We start from the raw sequence: 15548 nt of genomic DNA on the forward strand, positions 1-15548 counted from the left end.
AAAACAATTTTCCAAAAACAATAACGGCATACTGCTTTTCTTAGAAATCATTCATCAAAAAGAAATATGCCGTTTTAAAATATTACTCGCTTTTTTCAGCAGGAGTTGAAACTTTTATAAGCTTGTCTATGATTGTGCGGTTATCAAGCAAGTCGCTCAAAGACTGGTCGTGGTGAAGCCTTGTGATTACATTTGCAAAAAGACCAGAAACATTTGTGCTGATGTACCATTCGCGCTTTAAAAGCTCTTCATGGTAAACCGCATTAGTTCCAATTATTCTATAGAACAAACCTTTGCTGTACGCTTCATCAAACTGCTCAATCGCATTTCCTGTAAAGAACGGAAGGCTGATTGCGGCAATAACTTTTGTCGCGCCCTGCTCATGCAAAAATCCCATTGCCTTAAGCAAAGTTCCGCCTGTGCCAAGCATATCATCTGCAAGGAAAGCAACCTTTCCCTTTACATCGCCCAAAAGCTTTATGCTCTTGATGTTTGTATTTTTTGCATCCTGAGTAACGATTGAATAGTCGCGCTCTTTGTAAATCATAGCAAGCGGCTTTTTAAGTCCAGTCGCATAGAATTTATTGCGGTCAATCGCTCCAGTGTCCGGGCTTACAACAACAAGATCTTCCTTTGTAAGATCAACTACACGTGCAAGCTCGCGGATAATCTGATATGAAGCATGAAGATTTTCGCAGTGAGTGTGGGCAAACGCATTTACAATTTCACGTGAATGAAGGTCAAGCGTGATAATGCGCTTAACTTCCATCATCTCATAAATGTGTCCCAAAAGAGCGGCTGTAAGACCTTCGCGACTCTTCTTTTTATGCTGACGACTGTAAGGATAAGCCGGCAAAACCAAAGTAATCTGGCGCGCTCCAGCCTGACGCACAGCATCGATTGTAACAAGAAGGCTCATAACGTGGTCGTTTACGCTTAGGCTAAGAACGTTTTTTCCGTCGTTAAGAGCAATTTTTTCGTGGTTTTCAACATCCTGAAAAATATAAACATCTTTTCCGCGGATGCAATCCAAAAGTTCTGTCTTGAATTCTCCGTTTGCAAAATATGTGAACCTTGCGTTGACCTTAAAAAACGGCGCGCGGTATTTGTCTGTTACACCGCGGATGCAAAGATCGCTAGTTTCGATATCATTCTTCAAGTTAATCTGCTGAACGATATTTTCCTTTTCAAGTCCGTAGCGTTTTGAAATGACATCGCTCTTCAAAGAAAAACGGTGCTTGTACATATGGCGCAAATGTGTGATGACTTCGTTGGCGAAAGACTCTCCGCCCGGACACGCTACAACAGCAAGATCAGTTGGCTCAGAATACGGCATTATTCTTACCCCTTATTTAGATTTTTTTGAAAGCAGAAGATTTATGCAGAGATTTTACGCATATAATACCGTTTTATGGAACATAGGTCAATTAAGATGAATTTTGTAACCAGGACAAACGCATTATAAATAATTTAAGTAAAGTTTGCGCGAAGGAACGGTTTCTGGGGCAAAAACACTCTGATTGCTGCGACCGCGTGAGCGGGCAATTCTATAGTTACTTTGCAACAATCAGCGTGTAGCGCATTATTGCGCGATTTTGAACCAGGAAACCGTGACTTGGAGCCAGTTTTATGCTGAATACATTTATAATGCGTTGCCCTGATTTTGTAACCAAGGTTGATTACTTGCCGTTATGTCATACTCTGGCTCGACCGGAGTATCTCCTTTGCAATGCGGATTTTTTTTTAACTTTTTTGCCGCTTAAGTTGTCATTTCAAATAAACTCATTATAATTATAATTATAGATATACAACAAATCTATTTTATGGAGACAAAATGAAATTTAACATTCACTTCACTACCCCCCCCATGCGATCGTAGCCTGTATTCTTGCTCTTAGCATTATATTTGCATTTACTTCCTGTTCGGATGGCTCAAGCGGCGGTTCGGATGATGACGCATTTGCGGCAGTTCAACAATCCGAGTCTGCTGTGCAAAGTTCGGATGATGACAGCGGTCAGGTAACAAATCCGGCAACCCCAAAAGTAACCTACACCGTAACATTTGACGCGAACGGCGGAAGCGGTACAATGAATCCCCAGATTTTTACTTACGGTGAGCCTCAAAATCTTTCGCCAAATGAATTCACTATGGAAAAAAAGGACTTTCTTGGCTGGGCGACATCCGCCGGCGGAAACATAGCCTACGATGACAATTCCGGGTACACAATCGGCACGGCGGATGTTACGCTCTATGCCGTGTGGGGAAAATTAGTAACTGCCGACAATGCCACGACTGTAATTGGCGGACTGGAAGGCGGAACTAGGAAAAATCCGAATGTCTGCACAGTGAAAATTACCAGCAAAGAACTGACTGATGAAAATATCCTGAAAGAAATAAGCAAGAAAATAGATTCAGTATTTGCTAATCCTAGCTATATCCATATCAATCTTGACCTTTCCGCAGTCGAAATCACAGAAATTTCAGAGAGTGCTTTTGCTTCTGCCAAATTGACGGGAATAACATTGCCAAATTCTTTGAAGAGTATTGAAAAAAACGCTTTTGGAGCAACTTACCATCTTAAAAAGATTGTAATCCCAGATAATGTAGAAACTATTAAAACTGAAGCTTTTATCGGAAGTCGGCTTACAGAAATAACTCTCCCTGCAAGTTTGTCTTCCATTGAAGAAGGTGCATTCTTTGAATGTGATAAACTAGAAACCGTGTACTACAAAGGCCCACAAGCACAGTGGGAGATACTAAAAACGAATATCAGCACAACCGACAACGACAAGCTCACCGGCGCAAAGATAATCTGCACCGACGGCATTATAAACGGCGAGTAAAAGGGATTCCTGTGTCGTGGCACAGGAATGACATTGTATTTTGCCATCCTCCTTACAGCAATTTTTCCGCGTAAAAATCCCTTGAAGTTCCTTGTTTTCTGGAGTATCTTAGAGCACAGAAATTTTCTTTTTAAATCTTTAGCAAAACAGAAACTGTAAACCATTCCGCTGAATTTGCGAGGAACAGAAAATGGCAGAAAACACAGACTACCTGACAACGCAAATTATAACTTACATCGGAAACAAACGGATTCTGATTGGAAATATCCGAGCCGAAATTGAACTGATAAAATCAAAGCTTAAAAAGCAAAAGCTTGTCTGCGCGGATTTATTTTCAGGCTCGGGAATTGTCGCGCGGATGCTCAAGCAGCATTCTTCAACAGTAATCGTAAATGACTTGGAAGACTATTCTTCAATCCTGAACAGCTGCTACCTTTTCAACAAGAAAGACTTTGACAGCGAAAAATATTTCAGCTACAGAAAATCAATTGAAAAAGAATTCTTCGAGCAGAAAATCCCAGGGATAATCTGCAGAAACTACGCGCCAAAAAACACAGATGACATTAAGGAAGGCGAGCGGGCTTTTTACACAAGGGAAAACGCGGAACGAATCGACTCTTACCGTGCGCTAATAGACAAGATTGTTGACTGCGATGATTACAAGAAATTTTTTATTGCGCCGCTTTTAACAGAAGCTTCTGTCCACGTAAACACTTCTGGAATTTTCAAGGGATTCTACAAAAACAAAAACACCGGGCTTGGCTGTTTTGGCGGAACAGGAAAAAACGCGCTTTCAAGAATCATGGGACAAGTGGAACTCCCAGTTCCGGTATTCAGCAACTTCAAGTCAAAAACTGAAATCTACAAAGAAGACACAGTCGAGCTTTCTTCCAAACTGAAAAAAATTGACATTGCATATTTAGATCCGCCTTACAACCAGCATCCTTACGGCTCAAATTATTTCATGCTGAACATAATCGCGCAAAACAAAATACCGGACACAAAGCTCAGCAAAGTTTCTGGAATTCCCGCAAACTGGAACCGCTCAATATTCAACAAAAAAAACAGCGCATTAAATTCAATGGAAAAAATAATCAGTGCGCTTGATGCGAAATTCATAATAATCTCATATAATTCAGAGGGATTTATAAAATTCGGCGAAATGAAATCAATGCTTGAAAAATACGGAAAACTCAAAACCGTTGAAATCGCGTATAATACATTCAGAGGCTCGCGAAACCTCAACGCAAGAAACATCCACGTTTCCGAATATCTTTTTGTTCTGGAGAAGTCGTAAAATGAGCGCAGGAAAAAATTCAGTTGACATGCTTAACGGCCCGCTTCTTGGAAAGATTCTGGTGTTCTCTCTTCCGTTTGCGGCAAGCAGCATTCTTCAGCAAGTTTTCAATTCCGCGGATGTAGCAGTCGTGGGAAGATTTTCTGGAAGCACATCTTTGGCGGCGGTCGGAAACAACGCTCCAATAATCAACTTAATCATAAATATTTTCGTTGGAATGTCGATTGGTGCAAATGTTCTGATTGCAACTTTAATCGGCCAGAACAGAAAGGACGAAATCAAGTCGGCGGTGCATACAGTAATTTCTGTGGCACTCATAAGCGGAATTTTTCTTGCGGTAATAGGACCACTTGTTTCAAAGCCAATTCTTGAAGCAATCGGAACGCCCGATGAAGTTCTAGTTCTTGCGGCTCTTTACCTGCGGATTTACTTTCTTGGAATGCCGGCGGTCATGGTTTACAACTTTGGTTCGGCTGTTCTAAGAAGCAAGGGAGACTCAAACCGTCCTTTGTACTGCCTGATTGCAGCCGGAATTCTCAACGTTATCCTGAACCTTGTGTTTGTAATCGTATTCAGAATGGGAGTTGCGGGAGTTGCAATTTCAACTGTAATTTCAAATTACGTAAGCGCAACCATGATAATTTTCTTTCTGCTGAATGAAGAAGAGGGACTCAGGCTTGATTTAAGAAAACTTCATATAAACAAAATCCAGCTTGCAAAAACCGCACGCATAGGAGTTCCGGCTGGATTGCAGGGAATGGTGTTCTGCTTTTCAAACATCTGCATTCAAGGCGGAATAAATTCATTCGGAAGCAACGCAATGGCAGGCTCGGCGGCGGCGCTTAACTTTGAATATTTTTCATACTTTGTCGTAAGCGCGTTCACTCAGGCAGCCACAACATTCACAAGCCAGAACTACGGTGCAAAAAAATTCAGCAGATGCAAAAAAATCTACAGGCTTTCAATGCTATGCAGCGTGATTATTTCCGGAGCAATGTGCTTTGTGTTTGTGTTCTTTAGAAGAGCAGTGATTAGAGTTTACACCGTGGATGAAGCGGTAATTGCGTTTGCGCTCATAAGACTAGTTCATGTAGAGTCCCTTGAATTTCTTACAAGCAGCTACGAAATTACAGCAGGAGCTTTGCGCGGAATGGGATACTCAATGCTTCCGGCAATTCTTACATTGGCAGGCTCATGTTTCTTGCGGCTTACCTGGCTTGCAACCGTATTCAAAAAATTTCCTTCGTTTGAAACAATAATGAATATCTATCCAATCAGCTGGATAATAACCGGAACAGCAGTAATATCTTCATACCTGATTATCAGAAAGAAAAAATTCAGCATAGAACAATGACATAAAAAAATCCCTGACTGTAGCCAGGGATTTACCGCAACAAGCTGAATATTTTCCGTTTATTTTATTTCGTAAATCCAACCTTCCGGAGCTTTTATTTCGCCCATCTGAATTCCAGTTAAAGTTTCACGGAGCTTTTTAAGAACAGGTCCGATTTCTTCCATTCCGCTTGGAACATTGATTTCTGTTCCGTGGTCAACAATTTTTCCGATTGGAGAAATTACAGCGGCAGTTCCGCAAAGTCCGCATTCTGCAAAGTCCGCAAGCTCGTTCTTGTTAATCTTGCGCTCCTCAACTTCAATTCCAAGATAATCTTTTGCAACCTGAATCAAAGAGCGGCGTGTGATTGAAGGAAGAATGCTGTTTGACTTTGGAGTAACAAGCTTTCCGTCTTTTGTAACAAAGAGAATGTTTGCTCCGCCAGTTTCTTCAATATAAGTATGTGTCGCAGGATCAAGATACATATTCTCTGCAAAGCCGTTTCTGTGTGCGTCCATTATATTGTGAAGGCTCATCGCATAGTTAAGGCCGGCTTTTATGTCGCCTGTTCCATGAGGAGCGGCTCTGTCCAAGTCTGAAATGCGGACAACAATCGGCTTGACTCCGCCCTTGAAATACGGACCTACAGGAGTAACAAGAATTCTAAACTGATATTCATCAGCAGGCTTTACACCGATTACAGCATTTGAACCGAACATATATGGACGGATATACAAAGTCGCGCCGCTTCCAAAAGGAGGAACCCAGTCAATATTCGCTTTTACAGTATCAAGCACAGCCTGAACAAAACGCTCTTTTGGGAACACCGGCATTTCAAGACGCTCGCAGGAAGAAGCCATGCGGTCAGCGTTCAAGTCCGGGCGGAAAGTAACAATTCTGCCGTCTTTTGTTGTATACGCTTTTAGACCTTCAAAGCAAGTCTGGGCATACTGAAGAACTCCAGCGCACTCAGAAATATGCACAGTAGCATCGGAAGTAAGCTCGCCTGCGTCCCATGCGCCGTTTTTGTAGTTAGCAACAAATCTCTTATCTGTTACCTGATAACCAAAAGGAAGATTCGCCCAATCAATATTCTTTGCCATACTTCACCTCGAAAAACCGGTATTTCCATGCCGGCAAGAATTTTACAAACATATTAACACAAATGAAAAAATCAAACAATCAGGGGAGGAATGGCGCACAAAAAACAAAATCTTTACATATACAGCAAAAATAGAATGTGCTACAATTGATTTATTGAAGTATAATTTCCAGACTGAAACCTTGCAAACTTAATAGAGAGTTTAATAATTATGAATAAAAGACTATGGGAACTATATAAAAAATCTGCTGAAGGACAAGAATTGCTGAATTTATTCACACTTAATGAAAATTATCCTGACAATCCATTTAAAAAAATGGAAAACTTATTAAATTATTTAAAATGTTGTGATTCAGATCATATAAAATATATTTGCTGTGTTGTAAATACATTACGCATAAATACACGCTTAGGAAATATCAAGTTACCAAAAATCAACAAATCGCTAACAGAAATAAAACTGAATAATCTTTTTTTCAACTATAGCATAAAACACTGTCATACAGATGATGAGAAAAAACAATTTGTTCTTGATGACACATTTTTTTGCACATCAGATTCTTATAGAGATAAAGCAGCTTTAATGGACTGTTTTTCATTATTCTTGTTTTATTTTTATACATCATCATTCTTTCCAATTCTTTTTTCCTCAAGATTTGACATAATACAAAAACACTGCGATGCACTTGGTTGCAATATACCAGACATTCCAAAGTCAAAAAATTACAAGGATTATGTCGCTTACTATTTACAATTGAACGACGCATTTCACAATTTTGCCGATTACAACAATCTTAACGATGAAGAATTTTGTGCCTGCCTTTACGGTTTTGCTCCTATGATGTTAGAAGAAAATAAAAACCAAGAACTTCCAGAACCTACAAATATTTGGTTTACAGGCGGAGGTGCAGGCGGAAAAGATTTTTACTATCTTGACAATTTAGGAAAAGACACATCTTATAATCAAGATAATATATGGGCGTGCAATGAACACACAAAGCGTGGTGATATAATCGTAATGTACTGCAAATCTCCAAGAAGTTACATCCACTCGATATGGCGTGCAGATTCAGGCGGCTTTTTCAATCCATTCGATTACTATCATTGCAGATCAACAATATGCAACGGAATAAAGGTGCCTCACGTCAGTATACATGATTTGAAAAATGACAAATATTTTTCACAAGTTCCAATAGTAAGAGGAAATCTTCAGGGACTAAACGGCAAAGAACTAAGTGCAGAGGATTACGAAAATCTCCTGCGTCTTTTCCGCGAGAAAGATTCAAGCTACAAAATTGAAAAACTTCCCAAGCTATTCAACAGTTCAAATATAAATTTCGGCATTATAAAAATTGAAAAAGATGTTGAAGAAAATATACTGATTCCTTTTCTCAAAAAAATTGGATATAAGGAAACAGACTGGACAAGGCAGCTGACTTTAAAAGCTGGAAGAAATGAAAAAGCCATTCCTGATTTTGTGTTTTTCGCAAAAGGTGAAAAACATTTTGAAAACGCGCCCTTTGTAATAGAAGCAAAATACGACATGTCATCTGTGCTTGAACAGCAAAAAGCATTCAGCCAATGCCTTTCGTATGCCAGAATGTTACATTCAAAATTGATGGGAATCTGCGACAAAGAAAGAATTCTTATATACAAAGTATCAAATTTAGGTGAGGCAGACAGAAGCAGTCCAATATTTGAAAACCATTGGAAAGCAGTATATTCTGATAATATCATAGGAATTAAACTGAAAAAAATCATCGGCTCAGAAATTGTCCGAGAAATAAAATAAAACCGTTTTTTTACCCAATTTGCCAATCACTTTTGGATTTGCATAAAAAAGTTACATCGAGAAATTCGACCAAAGAGAATTATTTGATTAATTACTACAACAATTTATTTTTCAAAATAGCCTGAAGTTCTGATGTTCTGCTTATATATTCTTGCTCATTTTTTACAAGTTCAAGATGATTTCTAAAATACGATGGATGTATAAAAAGTGTTTCTACAAAATTCTTTTTTAAGAACTTTTTCTTAATCAACATACATTCTTCATGCTGTCCTCTCGAATAATCAATCTCAGAACAAACAATCGATATTATAGAATAAATATTCTCACAAGAACCTTTATTAAGAAAAACAAATACATTATCAGAAATATTTTCAATATTTTTTAAAATCAATTCAGCTTTTATTTTGGACTCTTTATTCTTACCTTTGCCATGAATAATGCCATCGAAACTATAAACTTTTTTATTTGTATCTAACAAGCGTTCAAGATTCAATAGATAATACAATCTTTTTTGCTTTTCAAGCGTATATTCTTTTGAATCTTTTATATCTACTGTTGTTATATATCCTAGTTTTAAATCATAGAAAAAATCTTTACCGCTACGTTTGTGTTCTCTAAAGAGCTTTAACTTTATTATATCTTCAAAATGATGAAGACCTGATAAATGATACAAATGCTCTCTCAGAAATCTAAGACGAAACTCTTTTATACCTGTCTCAGATGATTTACTTTTTAAAGTATAAATATACTCAATATCAAGGAGTTTTTCGAAAGCATCTGCAATATCTTTAAGTTCGCAATAATAAGAAAGTGGCATAAAAACTCCATAAAACGACAAAAGCCCTGCATAAAAGCAAGGCTTTATTGAAAATAAGCATTTTCTGTCAGCTACTCAACTAAGGCAACCTAAGATAGGCTCTTGGTAAATGCATAACCCTTATACTGCTAACTGAAACAACGCAATTCCTATCTCGTTCTTTCAGCTCAAACGCATGATAGTTGAACCTGCCAACTACAATTAAAATATAACTTGAATTTATTATAATGTCAAATTCATTACAATATATATTTAGAAAAAAATTCATATTTTAATTCAAATTTACATTGAAGTTTTACCAGAACCGTTTTCCTTCTCAAGTTGCCAATCAGTTTTGGATTTGATATAATTGCAGTGCTTTTCGGGCAATAGCGCAGTTGGTTAGCGTGCGTGTCTGGGGGGCACGAGGTCCCGGATTCGAATTCCGGTTGCCCGATTTTCAAATAAAACAATTAAAGAAGGTGCATTATGGATTTTGTTTCACAGTTAAAGGAAAAGGCTAAATTGGCCGGAAAAAAAATCGTTCTTTGCGAAGGCGAAGACAAGCGTGTTGTTGAAGCCGCTGCAAAAATCGTAAAGGAAGGAATTGCAAAAATCATCCTTATTGGAAACGCAGAAGAATGCGCAAAAGCAGCCCCGGGAGTTGACCTTTCAGGAATTGAGCTTGTAGATCCAACGACAAGCCCTGATACAGACAAATACGCGGAACTTTTATTCAAGACACGTGAAGGCAAAATCAACAAAAAAACTGGACAGGCAGAATATCCTACAGTTCAAGATGCAAAAAACTACATTCTTAAAGACCGCACAATGTTCGGAGCTCTTATCCTCAAGGCAGGAGATGCGGACGGATTTGTAAGCGGAGCTTGCCATTCAACAGCAAACACATTGCGCCCGGGACTTCAGGTTATAAAGACCGCGCCTGGAATAAAGACAGTTTCATCAAGCTTTATCATGGTTGCACCTGAATGCGGAAACAAATACATAAAGGAAGGCGTTGCACTTCTTGCTGACTGCGCAATCAACATCGAGCCTTCAAGTGAAGAGCTTGCAGACATCGCAGTTGCAACAGCCGACACTGCAAAGAAAATTGCAGGAATCGAGCCAAGAGTCGCCATGTTAAGCTTCAGCACAAAAGGAAGTGGAAACGATGACAAATTCTTTAAGAGCGTTCCAAAAGTTCAGGAAGCTGTAAAGCTTGCGCAGGAAAAGGCACCGGACTTGGCATTGGACGGAGAATTTCAGTTTGACGCCGCAGTTGCTCCTGAAGTCGGCGAGCTAAAAGCTCCGGGAAGCAAAGTTGCAGGACACGCAAATGTTTTTGTATTCCCAAATATCAATGCAGGAAACATCGGCTACAAGATTGCCCAGAGAATGGGCGGCTGGATGGCAATTGGACCTGTATGCCAAGGATTCGCAAAACCGCTTAATGACCTTAGCCGTGGCTGCAACGTTGACGACATTGTTGCAACAGTAGCAGTTACAGCATTGCAGGCATAAGCAAACACAAGCTGTCCTAAACGGGCAGCTTTTTTAATTTAACTTTTTATCCTGCGACTGCGTTTGCAGCTCCGACTCCCAGCAATGTCAAAACAAGCATAATCACGCCGGCAAGCAAAACGCCTCCCATAACGGCAAGAGATGTCTTTTTTCCGTCCAAGTCCAGAAGGCTAGCTGCAAGTGTTCCAGTCCAAGCACCAGTTCCCGGAAGCGGAATTCCTACAAAAAGAAAAAGCGCAAAGTAAAGTCCGCGTCCAGCCTTTGCCTGCATTTTTTCACCGGCAGAAGTTCCTCGCAATAAAAAGAAACGGCAGATTCCGCCCACAAGACGTTTATCCTGTCCCCACTCCAAAAATTTTCTTGCAAACAAGAAAATAAAAGGAACAGGAATCATATTTCCAATTATGCTGACAACATAAGAAGAAATCACCGGCAATTTTAACGCCTGCGAAACAGGAATCGCACCCCTAAGTTCAATAAGCGGCACCATCGAAATAAAAAACACCCAAAGAAAATTTTTTAACATAAACTCATTTTAGCATACATAAGAAATCATTCGCAACTGCAACGCAAAATGCAACTTTCAAAATGATTTTTTTCTAGACGCTGCCCAGATTCCAACGCTCATCAAATAGTTTCCGCCGATTACAACAAACGTCCATCCCACAGAAGCAAGAACGCTCTGCTCATAAACGTGAAGAAAAAAATACGGACCAACCAAAACACTGGCGATATTCAAGACAAAAAGAACAGCCGCATAAATCAGCGTGGGAACAATAGCGCAAACAGTATGCGAAAATTTCAGCGGAATTTCTTCAAAGCAAATGAAAGAAACCAATGCCAGAACAGGACAAACAAAATGCATAAAAAGCCCTGAACCTTCAAGCATATAATGGCTGAAATTCTTCATTGTATATCCGCCGGCATTTGGAATGAGCAAGGCAAGGACAACTGTAATCGTGAGTGTTGTGCAGCAAACCGCAATGTAAGTAAATAATTTTACTGAATCAGAAATTTTTTTGCCTGAACATAAAAAGCGGATTTTACAAAATGCCATAACAGCGCACGAAATCCCCAAAAGAATATTGCTGTCCTGTGTATAAAATTTAAAGAAACTAAATCCGCCATATTCAATTATGGACAGAATCACAGCGGAAATTTCGAATGCGGTAATCAAAATATTCAGCGCAAGTGAAAAATAAATTTTCTTCTTCATTTAAAAACCCAAGACAGCTAATTTATCGGGACAAACTTTTTTTAGTATACGCTCAGGATTTTCTGAAGTTTTTCTTTTCCGATAATCCTAAAGAAGCTTGCAAGGCGCGGTCCCTGATCTTTTCCAATCAAGGCATGATACAAAGCTGTAAACAATGCTTTTGACTCAAGTCCAAGTTCTGTCGCAATGTCGTACATCGCCTGCTGGCATTCCTTGTCAACCGCAAAAGTATCAAGGCGCGGAACAACTTCATCACGCACACGGCGCACAGCAGTCAGCATTTCACCCGAAATATCTTCAGCCTTAGAACCGTCTTCTCTTAAAGTGAAGCAGAAATCCGGAGCGCAGTCAGGAGCGCTTTCTTTTATCCAGTACCATGCGCAAACACAGCGGCGGCGCAAAGTTTCCTTCTGTTCTTCCTTTACATCTTTGAGAGAAGCAATAACAGCATCGATGTCGCCTGAATAAGTCTGAAGCAAAGTTGTAAGCAAGCGGAATCCAATCTGGTACGGCTGAACTTTCGGCATTCCGTTTTCAATCTGGCTAAGCTCGTAAATGCGTTTTTCCTTGAGGAACAAATCTTCGTTCTTTGCCTTGTCGATTCCCCAGGCGATTCTCTCTGTCTTGTCGTAAGCTTCGTATATTGTAACAACATCCAAATCAAAACTGATACTGAACTCGTGGTCAACTTTGTTCATGGCGAAAATGTAGCGCAAAACTTCCGGCTGATAAACTTCAAGAGCGTCAACAAGAGAAATTACTTTTCCTTTTGAGGATGACATTTTTCCAGGAACGCCCTTGAGTTTTACAAAGTCGTACTTCATTGTAACAGGAGCATCCCAACCGAAAACTTTTTTGCTTACAAGTTTTGCAGTGTCGTAGCTTCCGCCCGGAGAAATGTGGTCTTTTCCGCCCGGCTCGAATACAACTTTTTCTTCGTTCCATCTCATAGGCCAGTCAACACGCCAGCCCAGCTTGAATTCTTTTGAAGTGCGAAGATCTCCTTTTTCTTCATGTCCGCAAGCCTTGCATTTATACGTAACGCCGTACTCACCGTCGTAACCAAGAATTTCTGTTTCGTCTTTATTGCATTTGCAGCAGAAAGCAGCTACTGGCCAGTAAACATCTTCCGGCTTCATTTTGTGCTGCTCATCGCGGTATTCGTTCAGGCATTCTTTTATAAGCTCACGGTTTTGCAACGCCTTTTTCATTCCCTCAGCGTAGCGGTTTGCACGATAACGGCTCGCCTGATACAAAAATTCTGGATGGATTCCAACACGCGGAAGCTGCGTTTCAATGTCAACTTCGTGATGGCGCGCATAGTTTTCGTCCCTTCCAAAAGTATCCGGAACCATTGTAATTGGATAGCGCAGATATTTTTCAAGAACTTCCGGCTGAGGCATATTGCCCGGAACTTTTCTGAAAACATCGTAGTCGTCCCAGGAATAAATAAAACGCACATTCTTGCCCCGGTCGCGGAGGGCGCGCACAATCAAATCTACAGTAATAATTTCGCGGAAATTTCCAATGTGAACTGTTCCGCTCGGTGTAATTCCAGAAGCGCAGGTGTAAAGGTCAAGGTCGCCTTTCTGCTTGATAATTCTTGAAGCCTGCTGGTCTGCCCAGTGGCAAAGTTCTTTTTCGTTTCTTTCTGACATAATGCGGATTATTATATTGAAAACAAAGGCAATGTGCAACGCAAGTTTTTGGAGGGAGAAAAACCAACTAATTCGTAAGCGAAGCGATTTTATCGCCGTTTTCTTTCCTCCATACCATCAATCTTTACTTGCGCCGCTTAAGGCTAGTGCCCTAATACCCCATTTATATGTTCGCTTCCACACTAGCGGCAAAAGCGTTATAATAGAAATATTATGGAACACAATATGATTTTATCGGCGTCCGGTTGGAGAAAAGTTTTTGCAGAAAGCATGGATGCGGAAGATACTTCGCCAAAAATCGGAGAAGCAAACAGTTTTCTCTGTCTTTTAATTGCAGAAACATTCGCTGAATATATAATTTCAAAGACGGGCAAAAAAGATCCGGCAGTTGTTGTGGCAACAGACACCCGCCCCACAGGAAAAGAAATCGCGCTCAATGTAATTCAAGGACTTTGCGCCTGCGGAATAAAAGTTGTTTTTCTTGGAACTGCCGCCGCCCCGGAAATCATGGCATATTCAAAAAAGCATGACGGATTCCTCTACATTTCAGCAAGCCACAATCCAATAGGACACAACGGAATAAAATTCGGTCTGAACAACGGAGGCGTTTTTGAAGCCGGGGAATCAAAAAAACTCGCGGAAAACTTTGCAGCAAAATGCAGTTCAGCCGGAGCAGAAGAACACGCGCTTTCACTTGCATTCAAGGCGCAAAAGACACAAGTTGAAAATGTGTACGCAAAATGCGCCAAGTATAAAAAAAAGTCTCTTGCCGCCTACGAAAAATTTATAAAGACCGTAATAGCCGGAAGTCCAAAAATTTTATTTCAGCATAAGCTGTTCAGCATTTTAAAAAAAGCAGCGCAGAAAAATCCACTTAGCATTGTGTGCGATATGAACGGTTCCGCCAGAGCAACTTCAATAGATAAAAAATTTATCCCGGAAAGCGGAATCGGTTTTATTCCATTCAATGAAGATAAAATTGTCCACGCAATAATTCCAGAGCCAGAAAATCTTGTGCATTGCGCGCAGAAAATCAATGAGCTTCAGAAAGAAGGAAACAAATCAGCCCTGCTTGGTTATATGCCGGACTGCGACGGCGACCGCGGAAACATTGTCTACTGGAACGGAAAAGAGGCAAAAACAGTGCCAGCACAAGAAGTGTTCGCGCTGTGTGTAATGTCGGAACTTGCATTTGAATACTGGAAAAATCCTGACGCTAAAAATCTTGCAGTAGCTGTAAACTGCCCTACTTCCATGAGAATTGACGAAATCTGCGCCAGCCTGAATGCAAAACTATTCCGCGCGGAAGTTGGAGAAGCCAATGTAGTGAACCTTGCACGTGAAAAAAGAAGCGAAGGTTTCAACGTAAGAATATTCGGGGAAGGAAGCAACGGCGGAAACATAACATACCCTTCTGCGGTAAGGGATCCAGTCGCTACAATCTTTGCGCTTGTAAAGCTTCTTGCGCTGCGGGACACAAAAAACAAGATTGGATTGTTCCATTTGTGGTGCAAGATGTCCGGCCAAGAAAAAAAATACAAAGACAACTTTACACTCGATGACGTTATTTCAACACTGCCCGAATACACAACAACTGGCGTAAGCGAAAGCCGCGCAGTTCTTCAAGTAAAAATGCAAGACAAAGGCAAGCTAAAGGAAAATTTCAAAAAAGAATTCATTTCGTCTTGGGAAGAAAAAAAAGAGCAGCTCAAAAATGAATACGGAATCGCAAGCTACGAAGCATTCACGACAAACGGCACAAAAGAAACTGCAGCCGATCAAAACTGGAACAACGCAAACGGCGGACTTAAAGTAAAATTTATGGACAGTGAAAATCAGCCAGTCGCATTTATCTGGATGCGTCCAAGCGGAACAGAGCCAGTCTTTAGAATTATGTGCGATGTAAAAGGAAACGGGACGCAAGAAGAAAAAGCCCTGCTCGAATGGGAAACAGAGCTTCTGCAAAAAGCGGACATTGAATCTTAAAAA

General features: G+C 40.3%; 12 protein-coding genes and 1 tRNA gene. 7 read left to right on the forward strand and 6 right to left on the reverse strand.

Annotation, left to right across the window (positions count from 1 at the left end; translation table 11 throughout):
• Positions 1-82: 82 nt before the first annotated feature.
• Entirely contained in the window at positions 83-1336 is a 1254-nt protein-coding gene (gene prs, locus TRESU_RS10960) for a ribose-phosphate diphosphokinase (RefSeq protein WP_013702278.1), read from the reverse strand.
• A gap of 653 nt (positions 1337-1989) precedes the next feature.
• On the opposite strand from prs, the gene TRESU_RS10965 reads away from it, so the two are divergent.
• The 3 genes from TRESU_RS10965 (at position 1990) to TRESU_RS10975 (ending at position 5495) form a co-directional block, all read left to right on the forward strand.
• Entirely contained in the window at positions 1990-2844 is an 855-nt protein-coding gene (locus TRESU_RS10965; protein WP_013702279.1) for a leucine-rich repeat protein, read from the forward strand.
• Positions 2845-3034: 190 nt separating this feature from the next.
• On the forward strand, positions 3035-4141 hold the full coding sequence (locus TRESU_RS10970) for a DNA adenine methylase (RefSeq protein ID WP_013702280.1): 1107 nt from the start codon (positions 3035-3037) through the stop codon (positions 4139-4141).
• A gap of 1 nt (position 4142) precedes the next feature.
• Entirely contained in the window at positions 4143-5495 is a 1353-nt protein-coding gene (locus TRESU_RS10975) for an MATE family efflux transporter (RefSeq protein ID WP_013702281.1), read from the forward strand.
• Between the two features lie 59 nt (positions 5496-5554).
• Here TRESU_RS10975 and TRESU_RS10980 read toward each other — a convergent pair whose 3' ends face one another.
• On the reverse strand, positions 5555-6577 hold the full coding sequence (locus TRESU_RS10980) for a branched-chain amino acid aminotransferase (protein WP_013702282.1): 1023 nt from the start codon (positions 6575-6577) through the stop codon (positions 5555-5557).
• Positions 6578-6787: 210 nt separating this feature from the next.
• On the opposite strand from TRESU_RS10980, the gene TRESU_RS10985 reads away from it, so the two are divergent.
• On the forward strand, positions 6788-8368 hold the full coding sequence (locus TRESU_RS10985; RefSeq protein ID WP_013702283.1) for a type I restriction enzyme HsdR N-terminal domain-containing protein: 1581 nt from the start codon (positions 6788-6790) through the stop codon (positions 8366-8368).
• Between the two features lie 94 nt (positions 8369-8462).
• Here the strand turns inward: TRESU_RS10985 and TRESU_RS10990 are convergent, their stop codons facing one another.
• Positions 8463-9185, reverse strand: coding sequence for a PBECR4 domain-containing protein (locus TRESU_RS10990; protein WP_013702284.1), 723 nt, complete (start codon positions 9183-9185; stop codon positions 8463-8465).
• Between the two features lie 362 nt (positions 9186-9547).
• Here TRESU_RS10990 and TRESU_RS10995 point away from each other — a divergent pair.
• Both TRESU_RS10995 and pta read left to right on the forward strand, forming a co-directional pair.
• Positions 9548-9621: transfer RNA gene (locus tag TRESU_RS10995), tRNA-Pro, on the forward strand.
• 32 nt (positions 9622-9653) lie between these two features.
• Complete coding sequence (gene pta, locus TRESU_RS11000; RefSeq protein ID WP_013702285.1) at positions 9654-10685, forward strand: phosphate acetyltransferase; 1032 nt, start codon at positions 9654-9656, stop codon at positions 10683-10685.
• Positions 10686-10731: 46 nt separating this feature from the next.
• Here pta and TRESU_RS11005 read toward each other — a convergent pair whose 3' ends face one another.
• From TRESU_RS11005 to lysS, 3 genes are read right to left on the reverse strand one after another with little or no spacing between them, the layout of a single operon-like run.
• Positions 10732-11211, reverse strand: a complete 480-nt coding sequence (locus TRESU_RS11005; RefSeq protein WP_013702286.1) for a COG2426 family protein — start codon at positions 11209-11211, stop codon at positions 10732-10734.
• Positions 11212-11268: 57 nt separating this feature from the next.
• Entirely contained in the window at positions 11269-11901 is a 633-nt protein-coding gene (locus TRESU_RS11010; RefSeq protein WP_013702287.1) for a hypothetical protein, read from the reverse strand.
• A gap of 41 nt (positions 11902-11942) precedes the next feature.
• Positions 11943-13559 (reverse strand): lysine--tRNA ligase, encoded by a 1617-nt coding sequence (lysS, locus tag TRESU_RS11015; protein WP_013702288.1) that lies wholly within the window; start codon positions 13557-13559, stop codon positions 11943-11945.
• Positions 13560-13772: 213 nt separating this feature from the next.
• Between lysS and TRESU_RS11025 the strand changes: the two genes are divergently transcribed.
• Complete coding sequence (locus TRESU_RS11025; RefSeq protein WP_245535674.1) at positions 13773-15545, forward strand: phosphoglucomutase; 1773 nt, start codon at positions 13773-13775, stop codon at positions 15543-15545.
• Positions 15546-15548: the final 3 nt, after the last annotated feature.

Origin of the sequence: Treponema succinifaciens DSM 2489 (assembly GCF_000195275.1) — a bacterium.
Lineage (GTDB): Bacteria > Spirochaetota > Spirochaetia > Treponematales > Treponemataceae > Treponema_D > Treponema_D succinifaciens.

Coding starts and splice junctions, on each gene's coding strand:
- TRESU_RS11025 (WP_245535674.1), top strand. CDS start 13,773: ATGGAACACAATATGATTTTATCGGCGTCCGGTTGGAGAAAAGTTTTT.
- TRESU_RS10975 (WP_013702281.1), top strand. CDS start 4,143: ATGAGCGCAGGAAAAAATTCAGTTGACATGCTTAACGGCCCGCTTCTT.
- TRESU_RS10980 (WP_013702282.1), bottom strand. CDS start 6,577: ATGGCAAAGAATATTGATTGGGCGAATCTTCCTTTTGGTTATCAGGTA.
- lysS (WP_013702288.1), bottom strand. CDS start 13,559: ATGTCAGAAAGAAACGAAAAAGAACTTTGCCACTGGGCAGACCAGCAG.
- TRESU_RS11010 (WP_013702287.1), bottom strand. CDS start 11,901: ATGAAGAAGAAAATTTATTTTTCACTTGCGCTGAATATTTTGATTACC.
- prs (WP_013702278.1), bottom strand. CDS start 1,336: ATGCCGTATTCTGAGCCAACTGATCTTGCTGTTGTAGCGTGTCCGGGC.
- pta (WP_013702285.1), top strand. CDS start 9,654: ATGGATTTTGTTTCACAGTTAAAGGAAAAGGCTAAATTGGCCGGAAAA.
- TRESU_RS10990 (WP_013702284.1), bottom strand. CDS start 9,185: ATGCCACTTTCTTATTATTGCGAACTTAAAGATATTGCAGATGCTTTC.
- TRESU_RS10970 (WP_013702280.1), top strand. CDS start 3,035: ATGGCAGAAAACACAGACTACCTGACAACGCAAATTATAACTTACATC.
- TRESU_RS10985 (WP_013702283.1), top strand. CDS start 6,788: ATGAATAAAAGACTATGGGAACTATATAAAAAATCTGCTGAAGGACAA.
- TRESU_RS11005 (WP_013702286.1), bottom strand. CDS start 11,211: ATGTTAAAAAATTTTCTTTGGGTGTTTTTTATTTCGATGGTGCCGCTT.